Origin of the sequence: Paracoccus sp. N5 (assembly GCF_000371965.1) — a bacterium.
Classification (GTDB): Bacteria; Pseudomonadota; Alphaproteobacteria; order Rhodobacterales; family Rhodobacteraceae; genus Paracoccus.
Map to the genome: position 1 here is coordinate 1,143,507 of NZ_AQUO01000001.1, position 23,321 is coordinate 1,166,827.

The 23,321-nt window shown below is 66.1% G+C and carries 20 protein-coding genes; 7 read left to right on the forward strand and 13 right to left on the reverse strand.

All coding sequences use genetic code 11. The features are described from left to right. Positions 1–153 precede the first annotated feature (153 nt). Positions 154–1,089, reverse strand: coding sequence for an SDR family oxidoreductase (locus PARN5_RS0105785; protein ID WP_232419305.1), 936 nt, complete (start codon positions 1,087–1,089; stop codon positions 154–156). Here PARN5_RS0105785 and iolG point away from each other — a divergent pair. Next, entirely contained in the window at positions 1,079–2,086 is a 1,008-nt protein-coding gene (gene iolG / locus PARN5_RS0105790; protein WP_017998829.1) for an inositol 2-dehydrogenase, read from the forward strand. The two genes, PARN5_RS0105785 and iolG, sit on opposite strands and share 11 nt — an antisense overlap. 69 nt (positions 2,087–2,155) lie before the next feature. On the opposite strand, the gene PARN5_RS0105795 is transcribed toward iolG, so the two are convergent. The 11 genes from PARN5_RS0105795 to iolD form a co-directional block, all read right to left on the reverse strand. Next, complete coding sequence (locus PARN5_RS0105795) at positions 2,156–2,935, reverse strand: ATP-binding cassette domain-containing protein (RefSeq protein WP_017998830.1); 780 nt, start codon at positions 2,933–2,935, stop codon at positions 2,156–2,158. After that, on the reverse strand, positions 2,935–4,059 hold the full coding sequence (locus PARN5_RS0105800) for an ABC transporter permease (RefSeq protein ID WP_026155194.1): 1,125 nt from the start codon (positions 4,057–4,059) through the stop codon (positions 2,935–2,937). The genes PARN5_RS0105795 and PARN5_RS0105800 overlap by 1 nt, the downstream gene beginning before the upstream one ends. 83 nt (positions 4,060–4,142) lie before the next feature. Continuing rightward, entirely contained in the window at positions 4,143–5,084 is a 942-nt protein-coding gene (locus PARN5_RS0105805) for a sugar ABC transporter substrate-binding protein (RefSeq protein ID WP_017998832.1), read from the reverse strand. Positions 5,085–5,149: 65 nt separating this feature from the next. Further along, positions 5,150–6,259, reverse strand: coding sequence for a phytanoyl-CoA dioxygenase family protein (locus PARN5_RS0105810; protein ID WP_232419306.1), 1,110 nt, complete (start codon positions 6,257–6,259; stop codon positions 5,150–5,152). A gap of 210 nt (positions 6,260–6,469) precedes the next feature. Then, a complete protein-coding gene (gene iolB / locus PARN5_RS0105815; protein ID WP_017998834.1) occupies positions 6,470–7,264 on the reverse strand; it encodes a 5-deoxy-glucuronate isomerase in 795 nt (264 codons plus the stop codon). Further along, positions 7,261–7,452 (reverse strand): hypothetical protein, encoded by a 192-nt coding sequence (locus PARN5_RS0105820; RefSeq protein WP_017998835.1) that lies wholly within the window; start codon positions 7,450–7,452, stop codon positions 7,261–7,263. Before PARN5_RS0105820 ends, iolB begins: the two co-directional genes overlap by 4 nt. A gap of 12 nt (positions 7,453–7,464) precedes the next feature. Then, positions 7,465–9,381 carry a 5-dehydro-2-deoxygluconokinase gene (gene iolC, locus PARN5_RS0105825; protein ID WP_017998836.1) on the reverse strand — a complete coding sequence of 639 codons (1,917 nt, stop codon included), beginning with the start codon at positions 9,379–9,381 and terminating at the stop codon, positions 7,465–7,467. A 46-nt stretch (positions 9,382–9,427) separates the two neighbouring features. Then, complete coding sequence (locus PARN5_RS0105830; RefSeq protein WP_017998837.1) at positions 9,428–10,561, reverse strand: Gfo/Idh/MocA family oxidoreductase; 1,134 nt, start codon at positions 10,559–10,561, stop codon at positions 9,428–9,430. 17 nt (positions 10,562–10,578) lie between these two features. Beyond that, a complete protein-coding gene (locus tag PARN5_RS0105835; protein WP_026155196.1) occupies positions 10,579–11,637 on the reverse strand; it encodes a sugar phosphate isomerase/epimerase in 1,059 nt (352 codons plus the stop codon). Positions 11,638–11,712: 75 nt separating this feature from the next. Beyond that, positions 11,713–12,606 carry a myo-inosose-2 dehydratase gene (gene iolE, locus PARN5_RS0105840; protein WP_017998839.1) on the reverse strand — a complete coding sequence of 298 codons (894 nt, stop codon included), beginning with the start codon at positions 12,604–12,606 and terminating at the stop codon, positions 11,713–11,715. Positions 12,607–12,608: 2 nt separating this feature from the next. Beyond that, positions 12,609–14,480 carry a 3D-(3,5/4)-trihydroxycyclohexane-1,2-dione acylhydrolase (decyclizing) gene (iolD, locus tag PARN5_RS0105845; protein WP_017998840.1) on the reverse strand — a complete coding sequence of 624 codons (1,872 nt, stop codon included), beginning with the start codon at positions 14,478–14,480 and terminating at the stop codon, positions 12,609–12,611. A gap of 280 nt (positions 14,481–14,760) precedes the next feature. Here iolD and PARN5_RS0105850 point away from each other — a divergent pair, with 280 nt between their 5' ends. The 5 genes from PARN5_RS0105850 (at position 14,761) to PARN5_RS0105870 (ending at position 20,537) form a co-directional block, all read left to right on the forward strand. Beyond that, positions 14,761–16,191, forward strand: a complete 1,431-nt coding sequence (locus tag PARN5_RS0105850; RefSeq protein ID WP_026155197.1) for an NAD-dependent succinate-semialdehyde dehydrogenase — start codon at positions 14,761–14,763, stop codon at positions 16,189–16,191. A gap of 14 nt (positions 16,192–16,205) precedes the next feature. Then, on the forward strand, positions 16,206–17,012 hold the full coding sequence (locus PARN5_RS0105855) for an aldolase/citrate lyase family protein (protein ID WP_017998842.1): 807 nt from the start codon (positions 16,206–16,208) through the stop codon (positions 17,010–17,012). Further along, positions 17,012–17,980: a hydroxyacid dehydrogenase gene (locus PARN5_RS0105860; RefSeq protein ID WP_017998843.1), complete on the forward strand. Its 969-nt coding sequence runs from the start codon at positions 17,012–17,014 to the stop codon at positions 17,978–17,980. The genes PARN5_RS0105855 and PARN5_RS0105860 overlap by 1 nt, the downstream gene beginning before the upstream one ends. A 242-nt stretch (positions 17,981–18,222) precedes the next feature. Next, complete coding sequence (locus PARN5_RS0105865) at positions 18,223–19,347, forward strand: Gfo/Idh/MocA family oxidoreductase (protein ID WP_017998844.1); 1,125 nt, start codon at positions 18,223–18,225, stop codon at positions 19,345–19,347. Positions 19,348–19,664: 317 nt separating this feature from the next. Next, positions 19,665–20,537 carry a MurR/RpiR family transcriptional regulator gene (locus PARN5_RS0105870; RefSeq protein ID WP_026155198.1) on the forward strand — a complete coding sequence of 291 codons (873 nt, stop codon included), beginning with the start codon at positions 19,665–19,667 and terminating at the stop codon, positions 20,535–20,537. A gap of 460 nt (positions 20,538–20,997) precedes the next feature. On the opposite strand, the gene PARN5_RS0105880 is transcribed toward PARN5_RS0105870, so the two are convergent. Next, positions 20,998–22,215 carry a Gfo/Idh/MocA family oxidoreductase gene (locus tag PARN5_RS0105880; protein WP_017998847.1) on the reverse strand — a complete coding sequence of 406 codons (1,218 nt, stop codon included), beginning with the start codon at positions 22,213–22,215 and terminating at the stop codon, positions 20,998–21,000. Between the two features lie 422 nt (positions 22,216–22,637). On the opposite strand from PARN5_RS0105880, the gene PARN5_RS0105885 reads away from it, so the two are divergent. Then, complete coding sequence (locus PARN5_RS0105885; RefSeq protein WP_017998848.1) at positions 22,638–23,318, forward strand: GntR family transcriptional regulator; 681 nt, start codon at positions 22,638–22,640, stop codon at positions 23,316–23,318. The last annotated feature ends 3 nt before the right edge of the window (positions 23,319–23,321 follow it).

Consider the following 23,321-nt stretch of genomic DNA (forward strand, 5'->3'; position numbering starts at 1 on the left):
AACATTGCGTGCCATGCAGATGTGAATAATTTATTGCAGCCCGCTCCGGTATGTCAACAAATATTGCGGGCGGCAGAAGAAGGGGTGTTCCGTTGCAAGAAAAAAAGCGGCTCTGCCGAGCCGCTTCGATCCTGTTCAAGCGCTGCTCCGACGCTATGGTTGCAGCTTCTGCGCCGGTCCGGGCGCCTGCGAATCATAGCCGCCCCAGACCGATTGATCGAAGTGGATGACCGCACCGGTCATCATGCCGCTGTCATCGGATGCCATCCACAGCACCGCGCGCGCGACTTCGGCCGGATCGAGCAGCCGCCCGAAGGGCAAGGACGCCTCGGCCTTCGCCTGCCATTCCGGGTCGCCAGACTCGGCCTCTTGCAGCTTTTTCTCGTGGTCCGACGCCATCCAGCCGATATCCAGCTGGTTCACATGAATCCGGTTGCGCATCAGCGCGAAGCCCGAATTCCGCGTCAAGGTCGCAAGCGCCGCCTTCGAGGCACAATAGGCCGAGATGAAGGGCTGACCGGCATGTTGCGAGGTCGAGCCGATGTTGACGATACGGCCCTCGGCCCCTTCCCGGTCCATCACCTTCACGGCGTCCTGCATCAGGAAGAACGGCGCCCGGGTGTTGACGGCAAAGATGCGGTCGAACAGCTCCGGGCTGGTGTTCAGCAGGTTGCCGCGATCCGTCAGACCGGCGGCATTGACCAGGATGTCGACACGACCGAAGCGCTCGTCGACCTGGGGGATGATCGCCTGAACCTCGTCGATGCTGGACAGGTCCGCCGGCACCATCAGGACCGGAACCCCCGTATCCCGTGTGATGCTGTCGGCAACGGCCTCTCCCTTGTGCCGGTCCCGCCCCACGATCGCCACACCGGCCGCACCCGCTGCGGCGAACAGCCGCGCGATGGCGGCGCCCAGCCCCTGCGTGCCGCCCGTGACAACTGCTATCTTCCCGTCGATTCGATTCATTGTTCTCCACCCGTGCCAGGGACGCATGCGTCCAACCTGCACGAAACATATATTGACAAATATTCTGTTCGCAACATTTATTGCAGTCACATAACCAGGAGGAGTTATCATGCTGAACATCGCCGTTCTTGGCTGCGGCCGAATCGGCCGGATGCACGCGGACAATATCGCGGCGCATCCCGATGCTGCGCTGGCTGGCGTCTATGACATCCATGCCCCGGCCGCCGACGAGGTTTCCCAGAAGCTGGAGGTGAAGAACTTCGCCTCCGCCGAGGAGATCATGGCCTCGAAGGAAGTCGATGCGGTCCTGATCGCGACATCGACCGCCACCCATGCCGATCTTATCGAGGCGGCCGTGGCGGTGGGCAAGCCGATCCTGTGCGAAAAGCCGATCGACCTGTCGCTTGACCGGGTCAATCTTTGCGCCCAGCGCATCGCGGGCTCGGACGTTCCGATCATGCTTGGCTTCGTGCGGCGGTTCGATCCCGGCCATCGCGCGGTCCGCAATGCCATCGCCGAGGGCAAGCTGGGCGACCTGCGCCAGGTCATCATCAGCTCGCGCGATCCCGCGATTGCCCCCGATGCCTATATCGAGGCGTCCGGCGGCATCTTCCGGGACATGACCATCCACGATTTCGACATGGCCCGCTTCCAGACCGGCGAGGACATCGCCGAGGTCTTCGCGACCGGATCGCGCTTCGTTGCCCCTGCGCTCATGGAGCGTTGCGGCGACTACGACACGATTTCCGTCATCCTCAGGACGGTTTCGGGCAAGCAGGTGCTGATCAACAACTCGCGCGAGGCGGCCTATGGCCACGACCAGCGCGTCGAGGCCTTTGGCGGCGCGGGCATGGCCATCTCGGAAAACCGGCGCAACCACATGGCGACCGTGCATACCGCGGCGGGCACCAATCTGGGCGCGCCGCTTCAGCACTTCTTCATCGACCGCTATGCGGAAGCCTTTGCCAACGAGATCGGCGCCTTCGTCACCGCCGTCGAGAACAAGGCCCAGCCCGAAGTGGGCTTCGAGGATGGCCGCCAGGCGCTGATCATCGCCGAGGCCGCGTTCAAGTCGATCGCCGAAGGCCGCGCCGTCAAGGTCGAGGAAATCGCGTAACGCCCCATGCCGGAGCGAGGGGATCCCCGCTCCGGCATCGCATGCAGGCCCATTCCCGGGAATGCCCGGTCAGATCGTGCCGCCCAGCGACGCTTCGAGCTCGATCAGCTCCTGTCCGCCCGCCATCATGTCCTGAAGCGCCGCCGCATCCACGTCGCCGCGCACGGCCGTGCCCAGGGTCTGGCCACGGTTCAGAACGGTAAAGCGGTCCCCCACGGCCAGCGCATGGCGCACGTTATGGGTGATGAAGACCACCCCGATGCCCTGCTTGCGCACCCGGTCGATGGTCCCCAGCACATTCGCGGTCTGGCGCACCCCAAGGGCCGAGGTCGGCTCGTCCAGGATCAGCACCTTGGCGCCGAAATAGACGGCGCGGGCAATGGCAACGGTCTGGCGCTCGCCGCCCGAAAGCGTGCCCACGGCCTGGTCCGGTCCCCGCAGCCGGATGCCCATCTTGGCCATCTCGGTCGTGGTGACGTCGTCCGCCTTGCGAAAATCCATGCGCCGGAACGGGAAGATGCCCTTTTCGGGCTCGCGCCCCATCCAGAAATTGCGGCTGACGCTCATCAGCGGGATCATCGCCAGATCCTGATAGACCGTGGCGATCCCCGCCTCCATCGCGTCGCGGGGGCTGGCGAAGGTGACGGGCCTGCCCTCGATCAGCATCTCGCCTTCCGAAGGACGAAACACGCCCGACATGGTCTTGATGAAGGTCGATTTCCCCGCGCCATTGTCGCCCAGCAGGCAGTGGCATTCCCCCGGATGCACATCGAAGGACACCCCGGCCAGGGCGATGACATGGCCGAAATGCTTCTTGATGTTCCTCATTTCCACGATCGGCGTCGTCATCAGCGTTCTCCCGTGATGATGCGGCGGATATAGGTGTTCATGATCACCGCCACGAGCAGGATGACCCCCAGGAACACCCGGAAAAGCGAGCTTTCGGCATTGGCGAAGAACAGCCCCTGCTGGACGACGCCGAAGATGATCGCCCCCAGCGCCGCCCCGATGACCGAGCCATAGCCGCCGGTCAGCAGCGCGCCGCCGATGACGACGCAGATGATCGCCTCGAATTCCTTCAGCAGGCCGCGGTCGGCAGCGGCCGAGCCGAATTCCATCACCTGACAGGCCGCGAAGACGCAGGCGCAGAAGGCCGAGAACATGAACATCAGGATCTTGACCCGGTTGACCGGCACGCCGACATAGCGCGCGGCCTGCGCCTCGCCGCCGGCGGCAAAGATCCAGTTGCCGAACTTGGTGCGCGTCAGCAGCCAATGCCCGAAGACGACAAGGGCAATCGCCCATACGACCAGCATCGGCACGCCGTCCACGATGGGCTGACCGGCGCGGCTGCCGCGCGTGAAGGTGCCGATCCAGCCGTTATCGCCCATCCACTGGAACAGGCCGGTCAGGATCTTGCCGCCGAACAGCCAGGCAACCGGGTCGCCCTGCGCCTTTTCCGCGACGCCGCCGATGATCGTCTGGCGGGTGAAATAGACCGAGCCCCAGATCGTCAGTCCGCGCAGGATATACAGCGAGGCCAGCGTCACGATGAAGCTGGGAAGCCCGGTGCGGATGACCAGAAAGCCGTTCAGGGCGCCGATCGCGACGCAGAACGCGAAGGTGAACAGGATTGCCGCCCACATCGGCCAGCCGAGATGCACGGCAAGGATCGCCATCACCACGCCCGAGAAGCCGATCATCGAGCCGGTGGAAAGATCGAATTCGCCCGAGATCATCAGCAGGCAGGCGCCCACGGCAATCACCATGAACTGGGCCGAGACGACGGTCCAGTTCATCACGCCTTCGGCGTTGAACATGCCGCTGTCCCCGGCGATCATGCCGAACAGGACGAAGACGAGGATGGTCCCGCAAATTCCGCCCAGTTCGGGGCGGATCAGCGCGCGGCGCAGGGGTGACATCTCCTTGACTCGCTCGTCCTTTGCGGGAGCGTTTGGAGTGGCGTCGGTCATGATTGCCCTCATAACTGGCGGGCCACCCGGCCCGACTGGAAAAGTGGTCGGAGACGCGCGGACCGCGCCTCCGCCCGGTCCGATCAGCGGAATTCGCCCGAAAGGGCTTCCACCTGTTCGATATTGTCCTTGGTGACGAAGCCCGGCCCGGTGAAGATCGAATTCGCCGGCGCAACGCCATAACGGACATAGGCCGTCAGAACCTGGATCGGGATCGAGCCTTGCAGGAACGGCTGCTGGTCGATGGCGAAGTCGATGGTGTCATCCTTGATCGCCGCCGCGATATCGGCCGACAGGTCGAAGGTGCCGAAATAGATCTCGCCCTCCAGCCCCATCTCCTTGACCGCGCGAATCGAGGGTTCGGCCGAGTTCGGGCCCAGCGCCAGAATCGCGCCGGTATCCGGGTTCGCGGTCAGGTAGGCCTTGACCTTGTTCTGGATTTCCGAGGGATCGATGCCGGAATCGATCATCTGGTTGCCCAGCTCCACCCCGATGCCCTCGGCAAATCCGCGGCAGCGTTCGACCGAGGCAGGGTTGGTAATGTAATGGTTCACGCAGACGAACGAGGTCACGCCCGCTTCCTTCGCCCGCTGGCCCGCACCCAGACCGGCCTCGTATTCCGGCTGCCCGACATGCAGCAGCGCCCCGAGCTGCTGGCTTTGCTCGACCGTGCCCGAATTCACCGTCACGACCGGGATGCCCTTCGCCACCGCATCCGAGATCGGGCCCTGCAACACGTTGAAATCGGCGATGGTGACGATGATCCCGTCCACGCCGGCCGCCGCCGCCTGCTGGACGATGCGGGCCATGTCGGCCAGATCGCCCGTCGGCGGGTTCCGGTATTCGGTGGTCACGCCCATCTGGTCATTGGTGACCTTGATCGCGTTCTTGATGACGTTGAACCAGCTGTCGCTGTCCGGACCGTGGCTGATCCACACGAACTGCTCGCCCTCGGCCTGGGCGGCGCCGGCCAGGGCCGTCGTCGCCAATGCGGCGGCCACCAGTGCAGACTTGATCTTCCTCATTTCCTTCCTCCCATCTATGCCCCTGCTTGTTTATACCCGCCGGGGAAAGCGCGGGGTCGAACCTTTCAGGCCCTGCGGCGCCCGGACTGTTCGGCCAGCGCGCTTGCCAGCCGATCCGCATCCCAGCCCTCGTCGCAGGCGCGCGTCAGCAGATCCTGCTGGCTGGGCGGCGCAAGCCCACCGATCGGCGGGTCACGATCCAGATTGGTCGGGAAGGGATAGCCGTCCGCCGTGGCGGCGATCACCGCGCGCCGGCCCTCCGGCGACAGCGCGGCCAGATGCGGATAGACGGCCAGCGACATCGCCTCGCGGTCGAGCGACTCCATGTGCCGCGCGAAGGCCGAAGCGGTCTGGATCAGGTTGACCATCCGGGTCACGTCCGCGGTGCGGTTCTCGCCCGCCGCATGAAACAGCGCCGGGCTGAAAAAGATCGCATCGCCCTTTTCCAGCGGCAGCTGGACGCAGTTTTCCTCGAAATAGTCCCGGAACTCGGGGCGGGTCGCCGCGATATAGCCCGGCAGATAGTTCTGCGAATGCGGCAGCAGCTTCGTCGTGCCGCTTTCCACCGGCATGTCGCAATGCGCGACACCGCCCTGCAAGATCATCACCGGGCCCATGCGATGGATATGTTCGGGATACTCGGCCATCTGCTCGGGCGTCATGAAGCCGAGGTGATAGTCGCGATGCGGCGCCTGCGCCTTGCCGCCCGGACGCACCTGGTTGACCTGCGTCGCAAGCTGATAGCCCGGCCCCAGCCATGCCCGGCAAGCCATGTCGATGACCGGGTTGGCCATGTAGCGGGCATAGACATCGGGGGTACGAAGGCAAAGCTTCTGCAAGCTGTTCCAGATGCGGTCATTGGCGCCGGCTGCCGCGAAGTGATCGCCCGCGGCCTTGCCCGGCCCACGCTCGTCGGCGATGATGTCCCGGAACACCGCGCTTGCCGCGTCGATGGCCCCCAGATCCTTGAAGGCGCGCTTCACCACGAAGACGCCGGCGCCTTCGCCGAGGATCGCCCGCCACTCAGCGGCGACCGTTTCGGAGGCTCCCGCACCGTCGTATATCGGGATGCCTTTTTCGATCGCCGCAGCGGAAGGGCAAGTGGCTGTTGTCGTCGCGACCTCGACTTGCCGGCGGAATGCAGACAGGCTGATGTCGTCCGTAAGATCCTTCATCGAGGTCCTCCCCTCCATCGCATCCATCTGTGGCCTCTGCGGCAGCATGCGTTCGCGCTGCCATCTGCAAAAATTGCCAATAAATGCGTTCTGCAAAAAATATTGCCGACCATGACCTGAGTCAACACAAAACTCATCGGCGTCGAGCCTCGACGGCCACCGACCAAGCCCCGCCAGGGAAAGCGCAGCGCAGCCGTTGCCACCGGCTCATCAGAACATATGGGCAACCTCGGGCGCGGGAACAAAACGCCATTTGCGCAGCGGGCCCGCCATGACGTTCAGATAATACATCTCGAAACCGACGGGGACGCCGCAGGGATGATGCCCGCGCGGAACCAGGACGACATCGCCGTCGCGGACCGTCATCGTCTCGTCCAGGCTGCCGTCGTCGGTATAGACGCGCTGGAAGCCGAAGCCGTCGGGCGGATTCAGCCGGTGATAATAGGTTTCCTCCAGATAGGTGATGCGGGGGAAATCGTCCTCGTCGTGCCGGTGGCTGGGATAGGAGGACCAGTTGCCCGCGGGCGTAAAGACCTCGGTCACCAGCAGGCTGTCGGCGACCGGATCGGCCTCCATCGCGATATTGTTGATGAAACGGGTGTTCGAGCCCTCGCCACGCTGCGTCAGCGCGATCCCCTCGGGGCCGAGGCGCCGCGCCTCGTGCCCACCATGTCCGGGGGCGGCGCAGACCGCGATGACGCAATCGGTCCGGGCCACGGCCTGCCATCGCTGGCCGTTCGGAACATAGAGGCTGTGCGGCGGCGTCTTTTCGAAGACATCCATGCGATCGCCCAGGATGCCCCAATCCCTGCCGGCGGCGTGGAAGGCGGCCTTGCCCTCGACCATCACCAGGATGACCTCGTTGCCGCCGGTATCCTCGGCGACGGTTTGACCGGGGCGCAGCCGGTAAAGGCCGAAGCCGACATATCTCCAGCCGGCGGACCTTGGCGTCACATCGAAGATCTTGCCGTTCGTGGCGGGCGGTTTCAGCAGCAGGTTGCTCATCTGTCCTCTCCGGGCGGTTTGAAGGTCACGAAGAAACGCCAAGCCGCATACAGTCCGATGGCGGCAAAGATCACGCCGAAGACGGGCGCGCCGGAGGTGAATTCGAACAGCCCCCAGCCTAGGGTCAGGACAACCAGCAGCAGCCGGATCCAGAGCGGGCGATAGAATGGGTCGTCAAGATCGAACATGGCGCGGACCTTTCAGGATCGTTGCGCCTGCCGGCGCGCCTCGTCCCAGATGTCGCACAGGTTTCGATAGCGCGCAGCCATTTCCTCGACCGCCGCCGCATCGTCCATCTCGCCCGCCAGCCAGCGCCGCGCCACCGCGCCGAAGATCGTGCGGCCGACGGCGAAGCCCTTGACCAACTCGAAGCCGGCCGCGACCTGGAAGCTGGCGCGCAGCTCCTCCTCGGGGGCGTCGAGGCCCAGAACCACGATGCCGCGGGTGTGGCGGTCGTGCTCCTTGATGGCGGCGATGGCGTTTTGCCACGCTGCGGCGGTCGTCATCGGCTCCAGCTTCCACCAGTCGGGCCAGATCCCGGCGGCGTAGAACTGTCGGATCAGAGTCGCGGTGGTCTGCTCGTCCACCGGGCCGACCTTGGATGGAATGATCTCCAGCAGGAACTCCAGCCCGTTGCGGCGGGCCGCCGTGAACAGCCGCTTCACGGTGGCCTCCTGCACGGCGCGCGTCTCGGCATCGTCCTCGGGATGGCAGAAGCACAGCACCTTGACCACGTTCTCGCGCGCCCATTCGGCCAGCGCGCCGCAATCGGGACCAAGCTCCGGCTCCAGGTCCAGCGGCCGCGAGCCCGGCCATTCGCAGGGCCGCCCGATCCACAGCCCCGTCCCCGAGGCCCGATGCAGCGCCCGGCGCCCGATGCGGTTGTCGCAGAGGATGCCATAGCCGGGCTGGCCGTCAGCAACCTTCAAGGCGGCTTGCAGGCACAGCTCCTTGAAGGCGCCGCCCTTTGCCAGCGTGTAGCCTTCCATCTCCTCTAACTGGAGGCGGTGGTCGAAGGCAAAGACCCGCATGGTCGACCAGTCGCCGCCCATCCGGCCCTGGCGGTTCGTGGCCCAATGGATTTGCTCAAGCTCGGCGTCGTTGCGCAGGTCCGGCCGCAGCACGCCGCGCTTCAGGAAGAACTCCAGCTCCGCCAGCGACGGATAGGCCGGCGTGCAGCCGTGGCGCGAGACGGCGAAGGCGCCGCAGGCATTGGCGTATTCCAGCGTGCGCGGCCAGTCCTCGCCGTCCAGCCAGCCCTTCATCAGCCCCGAGAAGAAGCCGTCGCCCGCGCCCAGCACGTTGAACACCTCGATCGGGAAGCCGGGGCCGCTCTGGCCGTCATCGAGGCTGTCCGGGATCGCCCCCTCGAAGGCCACCGCGCCGGCCGCGCCGCGCTTGCAGACCAGCGTGGCGCCCGAGACCGCGCGCACCGCGCGCAGCGCCGCGATCGTGTCGGTCGAGCCGCCGGCGATGTGGAACTCCTCCTCGGTGCCGACGATCAGGTCGAAGAGATGCAGCGTCGATTGCAGCTTGGCGGTGACGGCGGCGCTTTCCACGAACCGGCTCTCGCCCGCGCCATGCCCGGCCAGGCCCCAGAGGTTCGGCCGGTAATCGATGTCCAGCGCCGTCTTCGCGCCGTGCTTGCGCGCCAGTTCCAGCGCCTTCAGCACCGCCGCCTCGGTGCGGGGATGCGACAGATGCGTGCCGGTCGCCAGCACCGAGCGCGCCTCGGCGATGAAGCCCTCGTCGATATCCGCCTCGGACAGCGCCATGTCGGCGCAGTTCTCGCGATAGAAGATCAGCGGGAAGCTGTCCTCGTCGCGGATGCCCAAGAGCACCAGCGCCGTCAGCCGCTCGCGATCGGTCGCGACCCCGCGCACATCAACGCCTTCGCGCGCCAACTGCTCGCGGATGAAGCGGCCCATATGCTCATCGCCGACCCGGGTGATCACCGCCGAGCGCAGCCCCAGCCGCGCCGTGCCGCAGGCGATATTGGTCGGAGAACCGCCGATATACTTGGCGAACGACCCCATGTCCTCCAGCCGCCCGCCGACCTGCTGGCCATACAAGTCAACCGATGAACGGCCGATGGTGATAACGTCTAGCGATTTCATCTGCTCCCCCCGTCATGCGCCCCCTCGCCGGGCACCCCGCATCAAATCAGACCGCCACCGGCGTCAGCCAGGACTGGCCGTCCTCCTCGTGGCTGTCCACGACCGCTTCGACGAAGGCCACGCCCTTCAGCCCGTCATGGGCCAGCGGCAGGTTCTGGCCCAGCAGGCTGGGCGCGCGCCCCTCGCGCCGGGCGCGGATCGCCTCGGCGAAACCGGCATAGAGGTTGGCAAAGGCCTCCAGATAGCCCTCGGGATGGCCGGGCGGCGTGCGGATGCGCAGCCTGGCGTCCTCGGACAGGTCACCGGCGCCGCGCTTGATGATCTGCACGCGGCCGTCCAGCGGGGTGAAGACCAGCTCGTTCGGCTGTTCCTGGAACCATTGCAGCGAGCCCTTCTCGCCAAAGACCCGCAGCCGCACGCCGTTGGAATTGCCGATGGCGACCTGCGAGGACCACAGCAAGCCCCGCGCCCCGCCCTGATAGCGCATCATCACATGGGCGTTGTCGTCCAGCGCCCGGCCACCGACAAAGGTCGCCAGATCGGCGGTCAGGCTTTCCAGCGTCAGGCCGGTGACGAAACCCGCCAGGTGATAGGCATGGGTGCCGATGTCGCCGATGGAGCCGCCCCGCCCGTTCTTCTTCGGGTCAGTGCGCCAAGCGGCCTGGGCATTGCCCGACTGCTCGATGGCGGTCGCCATCCATTCCAGCGGATATTCCACCTGCACGGTGCGGATCGCGCCGAGCTCGCCACGGGCGACGCGGACGCGGGCCTCGTGCACCATCGGATAGCCGGAATAGGTATAGGTCACGCCGACGAAGCGGCCGCTCTCGCGCGCCAGCTTTTCCAGCGCCACGGCATCCTCCAGCGTCGCGGTCAGGGGCTTTTCGCAGATCACGTCGAAGCCTGCCTCGATCAGCGCCTTGGCGATCGGGTAATGGGTGAAGTTCGGCGTGCAGATCGCCACCGCATCGACGCGATCCGCGCGCCCGGCCTCGCCCGCGATCAGTTCCTGATAGGTGCCATAGCTGCGGGCCGGGTCCAGCCCCTGCGAGATCGCGAAGGCGCGGCCGCGCTGGGGATCGACGTCGAAGGCGCCGGCCACCAGCTGCCATTGCCCGTCCAGCCGCGAGGCGAGGCGATGGATATTGCCGATATAGGCGCCCTGCCCGCCGCCAACCATTCCAAGACGTAGCATGGTCATTCCTCCAGTCCGAGCATCGCCCGGTTGGCGCGGCGATTGGCGCCGGATTTCACGAAATCGTCGAAGGCGCGGTCCGACACCCGGATGATGTGGTCGGCGATGAAGCGCGCGCCCTCGCGGGCGCCGTCCTCGGGGTTCTTGACGAAGCATTCCCATTCCAGCACCGCCCAGCCGTCGAAGCCGTAGGTCGTCAGCTTGGTGAAGATCGCCCCGAAATCGACCTGCCCATCGCCGGGCGAACGGAAGCGGCCGGCGCGCTTGCTCCATGGCTGATAGCCGCCATAGGCGCCGGACTTGCCATCGGGCCGGAACTCGGCGTCCTTGACGTGGAAGGTCTTGATGCGCTCGTGGTAGTGGTCGATGAAGGCCAGGTAATCCAGCGCCTGCAGCACGAAATGGCTGGGGTCATACATCAGGTTGGCACGGGGGTGGTTGCCGACCCTTTCCAGGAAATATTCCCAGCTATGGCCGTCATGCAGATCCTCGCAGGGGTGGATCTCGTAGCAGAGATCCACGCCATGCGCGTCGAAATCATTCAGGATCGGCATCCAGCGTTTCGCCAGTTCAGTGAAGCCTTCCTCGACCAGCCCCTCGGGCCATTGCGGATAGGGGTAAAGATAAGGCCACAGCAACGCGCCCGAGAAGGTCACATGCCGGTCGATGCCCAGCCGTTGCGAGGCGCGGGCCGCGAAACGCAGCTGCTCCTCGGCCCAGGCGCGACGCGCGGCCGGGTTGCCGCGCACAGGCTCGGGCGCGAAGCTGTCCATGATGACGTCATGGGCCGGATGCACCGCCACCAGCTGCCCGGTGATATGCGAGGCGAATTCGGTGATCTGAAGGCCGTTGTCGGCCAGCATCCCCTTGATCTCGTCGCAATAGGCATCGCTTTCGGCGGCCTTCGCCATGTCGATCAGGCGCGTGTCCCAGGTCGGGATCTGGACGCCCTTGAAGCCCTTCTCGGCCGCCCATTTCGCCAGGCTGGGCAGCGAGTTATAGGGCGCCTCATCGGCCGCGAATTGCGCCAGGAAGACGCCCGGCCCCTTGATGGTCTGCATCATCATGCCTCCAGGCCTGTTGCCGGCATGGTCGAACCGTCGCGGCGGGACGACTCGTCGCCCCGCCAACCGGGTTTATCTTTCAACCTCATAGCCCGCCGCCGCCATGACGCGCAGCAGCTCCTTGTGGCCCTTTTTCGCCATCTCCAGCGGCGGATTTGCCACCGGATCCTGCTCGGCCTCGACCACGAACCAGCCCTCGTAGCCCTTGGCCGCCAGGGCCTTGACGATGGCCTCGAAGTCCAGCGAGCCGTCGCCGGGGACGGTGAAGGCCCCCTTCACCACCGCATCGAGGAAGCTCTCGCGCGTCCGGTCCAGCCCGTCCACGACCGCGCGGCGGATGTCCTTGGTGTGGACATGGGTGATGCGGGCATGGTGGTTCTCGACCACCCGCAGCACGTCGCCGCCGGCAAAGGCCATGTGGCCCGCATCGAACAGCAGCGGCACCGAGGAATGCTTCATCAGCAGGTCGAGCTCCGCCTCGGTCTCGACCGCCGCCGCCATGTGGTGGTGGTAGGAGATCGGCATCCCCTGCCCCGCGCACCAATCGGCGAAATCGCTGATCTTGCGGCCATAGGCGGCCATCTCGGATTCGGTCAGCTTCGGCTTGGTCGCCAGCGGCGCCGAAGGCACGCCCTGGATCGACCGCGCGGTCTCGCCATAGACGATGCAGGGCGCGCCGGCGGCGATGAAGAATTCCATCTGCTGCGCGATGCGGTCCTTTTCCGCCTCGACGTCGCCGTCCAGCAAGAGGCCCGAGAACCAGCCGCCGCAGACCGAGATGCCATAGCGGTCGAGGATCGGCCCCAGTTCGGCCATGTCCATCGGAAAGCGCCGGCCGGTCTCCATGCCGGTGAAGCCGGCCTCGGAGGCCTGCCGCAGGCATTCCTCCAGGCTGACGTCGTCGGACAGTTCCGCCAGATCGTCATTCCACCACGCGATCGGGGCAATCCCAAGTTTCGCTTTCATTCTCATACACCTGCACGCTGCGCTTCGCGGATCTTTTCCTGTGCCGCACGCGCGGCACGGACAGTTTCGAAATTCGAGATCTCGGGCACGCCGACATCCCAGTCGGCATCCCCCGGCACCCATTTCCAGGCATCCGAGACGATCGAGATCACCGTCACCCCGTCATGGGCCAGCGCGTCCTGCATCGCGCCCTCCAGATCGGCCAGGCTTTCGGCCTTGACGGCGCGGGCGCCCATCGCCTCGGCATGTTTCACGAAATCGACATGCAGCGGGTTGTCGCGGTTCTGCACCCGGCAATCGGTCAGCAGGTTGTTGAAGCCCGGCACGCCCTTGGCCTGCTGCAGCCGGTTGATGACCGCGAAGCCGCCATTGTCGCAAACGACCACGACCATCCTGTGCCCGGTCAGCGCCGCCGAATAGATGTCCGAGTTCATCATCATGTAGGTGCCGTCGCCCAGCATGACGATGGGCGTGCCGCCGGTCGCGCCCGGCCCTTCCTGCGCCATGGCGCAGCCCCAGCCGGCCGCGATCTCGTAGCCCATGCAGGAAAAGCCGAATTCGCAATCGAAGGTGTTGGGGTTCTTGACCCGCCAGCCCTTGGTCACCTCGCCCGGCGTGCCGCCCGCCGCGGCGATCAGCGTGTCACTCGGCCCGGCGACCTTGTTCAGCACGCCCACGACCTGCGCATAGGACGGCACCAGCTCGTTGGTCGGCGCCTGATGGTCGTCCAGCAGCTTGTTCCATTCGGCGAACAGGATCTTGGCGCGTTTCATCAGCCCGGCATCGGCCGCGTACTCGCCAAGCGCCGCGTCCAACTCGCCGATGGTTTCCAGCGCATCCCCGACCACGGCCAGTGACCGATGCTTGACGGCATCGAAGCGCGCCGCATTGACCGAGATGAAGCGCGCATCCTCGGCGAAGGCCGTCCAGGAGCCGGTGGTGAAATCCTGCAGCCGGGTGCCGATGGCCAGGATCACGTCGGCCTCTTTCGCCAGCGCATTGGCCGAGGTCGAGCCGACGATGCCGATGGGTCCGGCATGGACCGGATGGTCATGGGTCAGCGCGCCCTTGCCCGCGATGGTCTCGACCACCGGGATGCCGCGCTTGGCGGCGAAATCGGCCAGGGCGTCCTCGGCCAGCGAATAGCGCACGCCGCCGCCCGAGATGATCAGCGGCTTTTTCGCCGTTTTCAGCAGCTCGGCCGCCGCCGCAACCGCATCGCGGTCGGGACGCGGGCGCGGGATCGACCAGACGCGCGGCTCGAAGAACACCTCGGGATAGTCATAGGCCAGTTCCTGCGTGTCCTGCGCCAGACCGATGAAGGCCGGGCCGCAATCGGCCGGGTCCAGCATGGTCGCCACCGCCTGCGGCAGCGACTGGATCAACTGCTCGGGCAGCGTGATGCGGTCCCAATAGCGCACGACCGATTTGAAGGCATCGTTCGCGGTGATGGTCGGGTCGCCGAAATGCTCGACCTGCTGCAACACCGGATCGGGCAGGCGATTCGCGAAGGTGTCGCCCGCGATCAGCAGCACCGGCAGGCGGTTCGCCATGGCGACGCCCGCCGCCGTCACCATATTCAGCGCCCCCGGCCCGATCGAGGTCGCAGCGACCATCAGCTGGCGGCGACGCTTGGCCTTGGCGAAGCCGATGGCGGCCAGCGCCATGCTCTGCTCGTTCTGGCCGCGCCAGGTCGGCAACTGGTCCTGCACCTGCTCCAAGGCTTCGGACAGGCAGGTCACGTTGCCATGGCCGAAGATGCCGAAGACGCCTGCGAACAGCGGAACGCGCTCGCCCTCGATCTCGGTGAACTGGTTGCAAAGGTAACGGACAAGGGCCTGGGCCATGGTCAGGCGCACGGTCTTGCGTGGCATCTCGCCTCCTCCTGCGGATGGTGTTTTCCGGACGATACGGAATGATGATTGACAATGCAAGTATGATGCAATGATTATTGCGAAATGAGCGTCGGGAGGAGCCATGACAGGAATCGCCATTCGTGGAGGAGGCGGCAGCGCCCTCATGCAGGCTGGAAATCAGGTCCTCGCGACATGCCAAGGAATAATCGGCGTCGCGTTTCTTCGAAACTGACCGCCAGGTCGCATTCGTTCGGTCGCCAAGAGGCGCGGGACCAAGCCAGGGAAATCGGATAAGCCAATGTATACACAATTCGGATTGTTCATCGACGGTAGCTGGACCCCCGGCACTGCCAGCGGAGAGGTCGTCTCTCCGGTTACCGAGAAACCGCTGGGGACCGTGCCGATGGCCACGGCGGACGACACCCGCGCGGCGCTGGATGCCGCCGCCCGCGCCCTGCCCCGCTTGCGCGAGATGGGCGGCTTCGCCCGCGCCGATGCACTGCACAAGGCCGCGGACGAAATGATTCGCCGCGCGGATGAGGCCGCGCGGATGATCTCGGCCGAGACCGGCAAGCCCATCGCGCAGGCGGGCCGGGAATGGGTGCTGGCCTGCGACCAGTTCCGCTGGTTTGCCGAGGAAGCGCGCCGCATCTATGGCCGCATCGTCGACAGCCGCGTCCCCGGCGGCCGGTTCGAGGTGACGCGCGAGCCGGTGGGCATCGTCGGCGCCTTTACCGCCTGGAACTTCCCGGCCGCCCTGCCCGCCCGCAAGCTGGCCCCGGCACTGGCCGCCGGCTGCCCGGTAGTGCTGCGCCCGTCCTCGCAGACGCCGGGCGTGGCGATGGTGATGGTCGATTGCCTGCGCGCCGCCGGCCTGCCCGACGGCGCGGTGAACCTGGTCGTCGGCTCGACCGGCGCAACCTATGCGCCGATCATGGCCGACAGCCGGGTGCGCAAGGTCAGCCTGACCGGCTCGACCCGCGTCGGCCAGCAGATGATCCGCGATGCCGCCGATACGGTGAAGAAGGTCAGCATGGAACTGGGCGGCAATGCGCCGCTGATCATCCATGACGACGCCGATCTGGAAACCGCGCTGGACCTGACCGTGCCGACCAAGTTCGCCAATTGCGGGCAGGTCTGCGTCACCCCCGACCGGATCTTCGTCCATGACAGCCTGCACGACGCCTTCGTGGACGGCTTCGTGTCGCGCACGGCGCAGATCAAGCTGGGCGACGGGCTGGACCCGGGCACCGGCATGGGGCCGCTGATCAATGGCGCCCGTCTGGCCGAGATCGAATCCATCGTCGCCGATGCCGTCCGCGCTGGCGCGACGCTTGCCCATGGCGGCAAGCGCCCGGCGCATCTGAACAGCGGCTTCTTCTTCGAGCCGACCGTGCTGACCGATGTCACCGACGACATGAAGGTCTTTGCCGAGGAGAATTTCGGTCCCATCGCCGCCATCACCCGCTTCTCGACCGAGGACGAGGTGATCGCCCGCGCCAACGCATCGGACATGGGCCTGTCCGCCTATGCCTTCACCCGCTCGCCCGACCGGGCGCGGCGCATGGCGGCGGGGCTGAAGGCCGGCATGGTCGGCATCAACAGCTTCGCGCTGGCGGCCTCCGAGGCGCCTTTCGGCGGCACCAACCATTCCGGCATGGGCCGCGAGGGCGGCATCGAGGGGATCGAGGATTACCTCGACACCAAGCTCGCGCAGATCGTGTTCTGAGGGGAGGAAACGCGATGTTCACCAACAAGCTGAAACAACACTGGGCCGAGGGCCGCCCCGCGATCAACGGCTGGCTGTCCATCGGCAACCCGCTGACCGCCGAGATCATGGCGGCGCAGGGCTATGACAGCATCACCATCGACGCCCAGCATGGCGCGCTGGACTACAGCGCCGTGCTGCCGATGTTGCAGGCGATGCGGGCATCCGGCGTGACGCCGATGGTCCGCGTGCCCTGGCGCGAGCCGGGCGCGATCATGAAGGCGCTGGACGCCGGCGCGCAGGGCATCATCTGCCCGATGGTCAACTCGGCCGAGGAGGCGGCGGAATTCGTCAGCTACATGCGCTATCCGCCGCATGGCCAGCGCAGCTTCGGCCCGACCCGCGCCACCTTCGCCTATGGCGGCTATGGCGTGGCGGCGAACGATCAGGTGCTTGCGCTGGCGATGATCGAAACCCGGCAGGGCATGGACAACCTGGACGCCATCGCGGCGACGCCGGGCCTTGACGGGATCTATGTCGGCCCGGCGGACCTGACGCTGGGCACCCAGGAAGGCCGCCTGCCCCCCGGCTTCGACCGCGAAGAGCCCGAGATGGTCGCTTTGCTGCACCGGATCAAGGACGCCTGCAAGGCGAACGGCATCCGCGCCTGCATCCATTGCGGCACGCCGGAATATGCCGCCAAAGCCATCGGCTGGGGGTTCGACCTGACCACGGTCGGCGGCGACACCCGCCTGCTGGCGGGCGCGGCCAGCGCCTCGGTCGCGTCCTGGCGCGACCTGACCGGCTCCGCCCCCGCCTCTGCCACGAAAGGAGCCTATTGATGCCGCATCTTCTTGTTGCCGGAAAGCTGCATCCCGCGGGCGAGGCCTTGCTGCGCGAACTTCCCGCCCGCGGCATCACCGTGGATTATGTCGAGGAAATCTCGGAACCCTCCTATGCGCCGCTGATCCACAAGGCCGATGCGCTGGTGATCCGCACCCAGCCGCTGTCCGCCGCCACCGTGGCGCTGGCCGAAAGGCTGAAGGTCGTCTCGCGCCACGGCGTCGGCTACGATGCCGTCGATCTGAACGCGCTGAACACCCGCGGCATTGCCCTGACCATCGTCGGCGACGTGAATTCGATCTCGGTCGCCGAACATGCGATGATGCAATTGCTGGCCGGGGCCAAGCGCGTGCTGCTGGCCGACCGCGCGGTGCGCGAGCCCGGGCTATGGGGCTGGCGCAACCGGCTGGAGCAGCAGGAAATCTCGGGCAAGAACCTGCTCATCATCGGCTATGGCCGCACCGGGCAGCGCCTTGCCCGCATGGCCGCCGGGTTCGAGATGACGGTCCGCGCCCATGACCCCTATCTCTCGCGCAAGGGCTGGCCCGAAGGTCCGGTGGCCGAGATCGCCGACCTGGACGAGGGGCTGGCCTGGGCCGATTGCATCTCGATCCATGTGCCCAAGGCCGACAAGCCGGTGCTGGGGGCAAACGAGATCGCACGGATGAAGCCCGGTGTCGTCCTTGCCAATACGGCGCGCGGCGGCGTGGTGGACGAGGCGGCACTGGCCGAGGCATTGGCCTCGGGTCAGGTCGGTGCCGCCGGGGTGGATGTCTTCGACGACGAGCCGCCCAATGCTTCACCCTTGTTCGACCAGCCGACCGCGGTGCTGTCGCCCCATATCGCCGGGCTGACCGCCGAATGCGGCGAACGCATGGCCATCGCCTCGATCCGGAACGCGATCGACTATCTGGACGGCACGGTTGACCACGCTCTCATCGTCAATCCGACTTTCGCCCATGCTTGAGAAACTGCACCGCTGGCTTGCGGCTTTCTGTGACGAGGTCGCGCAGACGACGCTTCTCCGCTACGGCGGAGGAGCCCTTCTGACAGATCTGCCCCGGCGCTTGGGACAAGACCTGCTGGAACCGCGTGGACGGACTGCGTCCGAGCATCCGCACCCTGCTGCCAAACCCCCGTCAATCGGCTCTCGCATCCGCCATCTGGATGGCAATTGAGCCCCGCTTCAGTTCAAATCGGATAAAATCCATGTCTGACAAACCCATCCTGCGTATCGGCCTGATCGGCACCGGCTTCATGGGCAAGGCCCATGTCTTCGGCTTCGCCAGCGCACAGAAGGTCTTCGACCTGCCCTATCGGCTGGAGCTTCACACGGTCGCCGATGTCACCGAGGACGCCGCCGCCCGTGCCGCCGCCGATTTCGGCTTCGCCCATGCCACCGCCGACTGGCGCAGCATGGTCGCGGACCCTCAGATCGACGTGATCGACATCACCGCCCCCAACGCGCTGCACAAGGAGATGGCGCTGGCCGCCATTTCCGCCGGCAAGCACGTCTATTGCGAAAAGCCGCTGGCGCCGCTGGCCTCGGATGCGCGCGAGATGGCGGATGCGGCCACGGCCAAGGGCGTCAAGACCCAGGTCGGCTTCAACTATCTCTGCAACCCGATGCTGCGGCTTGCGCGCGAGATGATCGCGGCGGGCGAGCTGGGCGAGATCCGCGGCTATCGCGGGCTGCATGCCGAGGATTACATGGCCGATCCTGCGGGGCCGTGGACCTTCCGCCACGACCCGGCGGGTGGCGGCGCGCTGGCTGATATCGGCAGCCATGCGCTGGCCACGGCGGAATTCCTGCTTGGCCCGATCACCGAAGTGATGGGCGATTGCATCACGATGATCGGCCAGCGCCCCGACGGCCAGGGCGGCACCCGCGCGGTCGAGGTCGACGACGTGGGCCGCGCCTTCCTGCGCTTCGCCAATGGCGCGCAAGGCTCCATCGAGGGCAACTGGATCGCGACGGGCCGCAAGATGCAGCATGATTTCGAGGTTTATGGCACCAAGGGCGCGCTGGCCTTCAGCCAGGAACGCTTCAACGAACTGCATTTCTACTCGACCGCCGACGCCCCCGGCCGGCGCGGCTTCCGCCGCATCGAGGCGAGCCCCGACCACCCGCCCTATGGCCGCTTCTGCGTCGCCCCCGGCCATCAGATCGGCTTCAACGACCTGAAGGCCATCGAGATCGAAGGCTATCTGCGCGCCATCGCCGGCGAGATCCCCGAGCCTTTCGGCTTCGCGGCCGGTTTGCGGATCCAGCACCTGGTCGAGACGATCCAGCGCTCCTCCGCCGCGCGGCAATGGATGGCCGTCACGGCCTGAGAAACCGCTGCCGCCTCCCTCCCCGCGGCATCGGCTGGGGCACTTCCTCGCCCCCTACCAGGGCGCCCGACCATGTGTCGGGCGTCCAGCCTGGAAAGGGATTTTCCAGCGCAAGAATGCCCCTTTGGCCCCGCCGCCGACCAATACCAGCGAAGACGAAACCGCCATCCACGCCAAGGCCGGAACCATCGAGATCATTCTCGCGATGCCGGGAACGAAGATCGACGCAAAGGCTCTGAGGATGGGATCGAATAAGCCCAAAGCAGGGGCTTGGCTCCTTGCAATATCTGTTGCAATGATGGCATCAGAGGAACACCATGCCAGTAAGCCACCCGCCACAAGATTACGAAGAACTGATCCGGCTGATCCATGATCGCCACGATCAGATGAGCAAGACCTATCAGCGAATTTCGGTCTACCTGACTCAGAATCCGAACGAGGTCGCCGTCCATTCGGTCAACGCGATCGGTGAGCGCTGCGGCATTCACGCCTCAAGCTTCGTGCGCTTCGCGCAATCCCTGGGCTACAAGGGCTTCAAGGAACTGCAAGGCCTGTTCCAGAAGCGCCTGGCCACCGCCGCGCCGGGTTTCGAGGCCCGCGTCAAGGCGCTGACAACCGAACTGAAAGGCGCGGGCGATCCCACCGAGATCGGCTTCCTGCGCGATCTGGTGGTGCGCGACATCGCCTCGCTCCAGCAATTGCTGGACGAGGTGAACCCCGAGGACCTGGCGCTGGCCGCCGACCTGCTGGACCGTGCCGACATCATCTATCTGGTCGGCCAGCTGCGTTCCTCGCCGGTCGTCGAACTGCTGCGCTATGTGCTGACCATGCTGGGCAAGCGCTGCGTGCTGCTGGACCCCGGCGGCGGCTTAGCCACGCATATGGGCCGCACGATCCGCAAGACCGACGTGCTGCTGGCGGTCTCGTTCCGCTTCTATGCCAACGAGGTGGTGAATGTGGTCGAGGAAGCGGGCCAGAAGGGCATCGACATCATCGCCATCTCGGACAGCACGCTGTCGCCCTTGGCGCGGTGGGCGCGGGTGCTGTTCCCGGTGCCCGAGCATGATTACACCTTCTCGCGCTCGCTGGCCGCGCCGATGTGCCTGGCGCAGGCGCTGGTCGTTGCCGTGGCCGCCCGCGTGCAGCACAATGACGAGGATCCGCGCATCCCGACCGTGACCGGAACCTAGAGCCCGGCCAGCCCGTCCCATAAGCGGGCGGCAACCGGACGCGCGCCGGCCGGTGCGGCGCCGTGCTCCGTTCCGACAAGCGCGCGCATCACAAGGCCAGAGAAACCCGTCCCACGACCAGGAGAACCGCCGAGTCCGAGGCCAGTTCCGCGCTGGCCCAGCCGATCCCCATGCCCGCGATGGCTCTGGGCATGATCCGACGCATGATCTGCCAATCGACCTAAGCCCGCCAGCTTGCCACGCCGACCACGTCCATCACCACCAGCACCGGCAGCAGGATCGCCCCTCCTCACCGGCGGCATGACCAGCGCCATTAGCGGCACGCCCTAGCAGGCCCATGCCGCCGAGGCCGCCCAGCGCGACGGCCAGCGCGGTCGCGGCCAGTTCGGGCGGCGATGCGAAGCTGACATTTCCTCGAACGAACAGAGCTTTTCGGGATCGGGACAGCCGCCAAGACCGCTTAGAGGCCCGCGCCTTCGGGCTGATCGGCCAATCGGCATGACTGCCAGCTTCCTCCCAGCGCGTTGGATCGAATGGCTGCCTGGATGAAGGCCACGCCCGCCGCGCCCTCCTCCAGCCCCGGATAGGCAAGCAAGCCCTCGGGCAGGCCGCGCCCGTCGCGGCGCGCCTCGATGGCGATGGCGAATTCCTCGTAGAGATTGCCCCAGGCGTCCGACAGCGCCTCGGGATGGCCGCGCGGCATGTGGATGAAATGCGCGGCGTCCGACAGGACCCCGGCGCCATGTCCGCGAGAGATGCGGATATGCGGCGCGTTGAAGGGCCGGTGATGCAGGTATTCCGGGTTCTCCTGATCCCATTCCAGCGTGCCTTCCGTCCCCGAGATACGGATGCGCAGCCCGCAGCTTGCCCCCGCCGCCGCCTGCGAGATCAGCAGCGTGCCGGGCACGCCGCCCTCGAACCGGCAGGTCATGAAGGCGGTATCCTCAAGCGGCTGCTCGGCGCCCAGGCGATGGAACTCGGCCCGCAATTCGGTCATGTGCAGGCCCGAGACGAACTCGGCCAGATGGTGCGCATGGGTGCCGATATCTGCGGTCGTCGCGGCACCGCCGACCTTGGCCGGGTCCTGCCGCCAGGGCGTGCCGGACCAGGCGGCGTCCGCCGGCAGCAAGGCCAGTTCCTGAAAATACTCGACATGGATCTGGGTGACCTTGCCGATGGCCCCCTCGCGCAGCATCTGCCGGGCCTGCCGCACCATCGCATGGGCCGCGTAGGCATAGGTCACGCCAAAGACCAGGCCCGTCTCGCGCTGCTTCTCGATCAGCGCCCGCGCCTCGTCCAGGGTATTGACCAGCGGCTTGTCGCAGATCACGTCGATGCCCGCATCCATGAAGGCCTCGGCGACCGGGAAATGCAGGTGGTTCGGCACGGTGATCGCCACTGCGTCGATGCCATCCGGTCGCGCCGCCTCGGCCTGCGCCATCTCGCGCCAGTCGGTATAGCTGCGGTCCGGGTCCAGCCCCCATTCCGCGCCCGAAGCCTTGGCCACATCGGGACGTGAGGACAGCGCCCCCGCCACGACCTGCCAGCGATCCGACAGCCGCGCGCCACGCGCATGGACCTGGCCGATAAAGGCGCCTGCACCGCCGCCCACGACCCCAAGGCGCAGTTTCCGGCCTGCGGCGGGGAAAGCCCCCGCGCGGTTCGCATTCTCTGACATCGCTTCCTCCTCCCGATGATTCCCATCCCGCTGGTGCAATATAAAGCGCAGCTTTGAAAGAATGACAATATATATTGCATTACCTTGGAATCGGTGCCCGGACCGGTATCCTGAACGGTATCCTGAACGGCATCGCCCGGCGCTCGCCGCGGGTGAGGCGCTTGCCCACATGGTCAGGTCGATCACGCCGTCGAACTGCCCCTGCGCGATCGGCGCTTCCATCGTGCAGCCGTCCGCACCACCCCTTCGACAGCCTTGGGCGCCACGCCAAGGCAGCATGGCGCGCACAGGATGCGAGGACTGGGCAGTTGCCCGATCCAAACTGTATTTCAGCACGGATGACTCATAGCTTCATGTCGCAGCAAGGCGGAACTATTTACTAGTATGCAAGTATGCTATAAAGCCGGCCAAGGGAGAGAATCATGACAGCGCAACCCAATCTCGATTTCACCACCTCGACCGCACCACAGGTCTATGACTGGTTGCGGGACGAGATCCTGCGCGGGGATCTGCCGCCCGGCGCACGGCTGAGCGAGGTCGAGATCGGCAAGCGTATCGGCGTCAGCCGCCAGCCCGTGCGCGAGGCCTTCATCCGCCTGACCACCGAAGGGCTGGCCGAGGTCCGCCCGCAGCGCGGGACCTATATCAGCCGGATCTCGCTTTCGGCCGTGCTGTCGGCGCGGCTGATCCGCGAGGCAGTCGAAAGCGATCTGGTCCGCATGATCGCCCCCGACATCGACGCCGACGCAATCGCGCGGCTGGACCATGAGATAGCCGCGCAGCGCAAGGCCGTCGAGGCGGGTGATTCCGACAGTTTCGTGCGACTGGACGATGTCTTTCACCACCTGCTTGCCGTGCTGGCCCAGCAAGAGGCCGTCTGGACCGTGCTGGAGGGGCTGAAGTCGCAGATGAACCGCCTGCGCTATATCACCGCCCGCACCTTCGACATCCAGAAGCTGATCGGCCAGCATGCCGACATCGTCGAGGGCCTGCGCCGACGCGACCCGACCCTGGCCGAACAGGCCATGCGCCGCCACCTGCGCGAGCTGCTGAACGACCTGCCCGAGCTCGCGCGCAATCATCCCGAACTATTCATTCCCTGACAC

Coding starts and splice junctions, on each gene's coding strand:
- iolG (WP_017998829.1), top strand. CDS start 1,079: ATGCTGAACATCGCCGTTCTTGGCTGCGGCCGAATCGGCCGGATGCAC.
- PARN5_RS0105785 (WP_232419305.1), bottom strand. CDS start 1,089: ATGTTCAGCATGATAACTCCTCCTGGTTATGTGACTGCAATAAATGTT.
- PARN5_RS0105795 (WP_017998830.1), bottom strand. CDS start 2,935: ATGACGACGCCGATCGTGGAAATGAGGAACATCAAGAAGCATTTCGGC.
- PARN5_RS0105800 (WP_026155194.1), bottom strand. CDS start 4,059: ATGACCGACGCCACTCCAAACGCTCCCGCAAAGGACGAGCGAGTCAAG.
- PARN5_RS0105805 (WP_017998832.1), bottom strand. CDS start 5,084: ATGAGGAAGATCAAGTCTGCACTGGTGGCCGCCGCATTGGCGACGACG.
- PARN5_RS0105810 (WP_232419306.1), bottom strand. CDS start 6,259: ATGAAGGATCTTACGGACGACATCAGCCTGTCTGCATTCCGCCGGCAA.
- iolB (WP_017998834.1), bottom strand. CDS start 7,264: ATGAGCAACCTGCTGCTGAAACCGCCCGCCACGAACGGCAAGATCTTC.
- PARN5_RS0105820 (WP_017998835.1), bottom strand. CDS start 7,452: ATGTTCGATCTTGACGACCCATTCTATCGCCCGCTCTGGATCCGGCTG.
- iolC (WP_017998836.1), bottom strand. CDS start 9,381: ATGAAATCGCTAGACGTTATCACCATCGGCCGTTCATCGGTTGACTTG.
- PARN5_RS0105830 (WP_017998837.1), bottom strand. CDS start 10,561: ATGGTTGGCGGCGGGCAGGGCGCCTATATCGGCAATATCCATCGCCTC.
- PARN5_RS0105835 (WP_026155196.1), bottom strand. CDS start 11,637: ATGCAGACCATCAAGGGGCCGGGCGTCTTCCTGGCGCAATTCGCGGCC.
- iolE (WP_017998839.1), bottom strand. CDS start 12,606: ATGAAAGCGAAACTTGGGATTGCCCCGATCGCGTGGTGGAATGACGAT.
- iolD (WP_017998840.1), bottom strand. CDS start 14,480: ATGCCACGCAAGACCGTGCGCCTGACCATGGCCCAGGCCCTTGTCCGT.
- PARN5_RS0105850 (WP_026155197.1), top strand. CDS start 14,761: ATGTATACACAATTCGGATTGTTCATCGACGGTAGCTGGACCCCCGGC.
- PARN5_RS0105855 (WP_017998842.1), top strand. CDS start 16,206: ATGTTCACCAACAAGCTGAAACAACACTGGGCCGAGGGCCGCCCCGCG.
- PARN5_RS0105860 (WP_017998843.1), top strand. CDS start 17,012: ATGCCGCATCTTCTTGTTGCCGGAAAGCTGCATCCCGCGGGCGAGGCC.
- PARN5_RS0105865 (WP_017998844.1), top strand. CDS start 18,223: ATGTCTGACAAACCCATCCTGCGTATCGGCCTGATCGGCACCGGCTTC.
- PARN5_RS0105870 (WP_026155198.1), top strand. CDS start 19,665: ATGCCAGTAAGCCACCCGCCACAAGATTACGAAGAACTGATCCGGCTG.
- PARN5_RS0105880 (WP_017998847.1), bottom strand. CDS start 22,215: ATGTCAGAGAATGCGAACCGCGCGGGGGCTTTCCCCGCCGCAGGCCGG.
- PARN5_RS0105885 (WP_017998848.1), top strand. CDS start 22,638: ATGACAGCGCAACCCAATCTCGATTTCACCACCTCGACCGCACCACAG.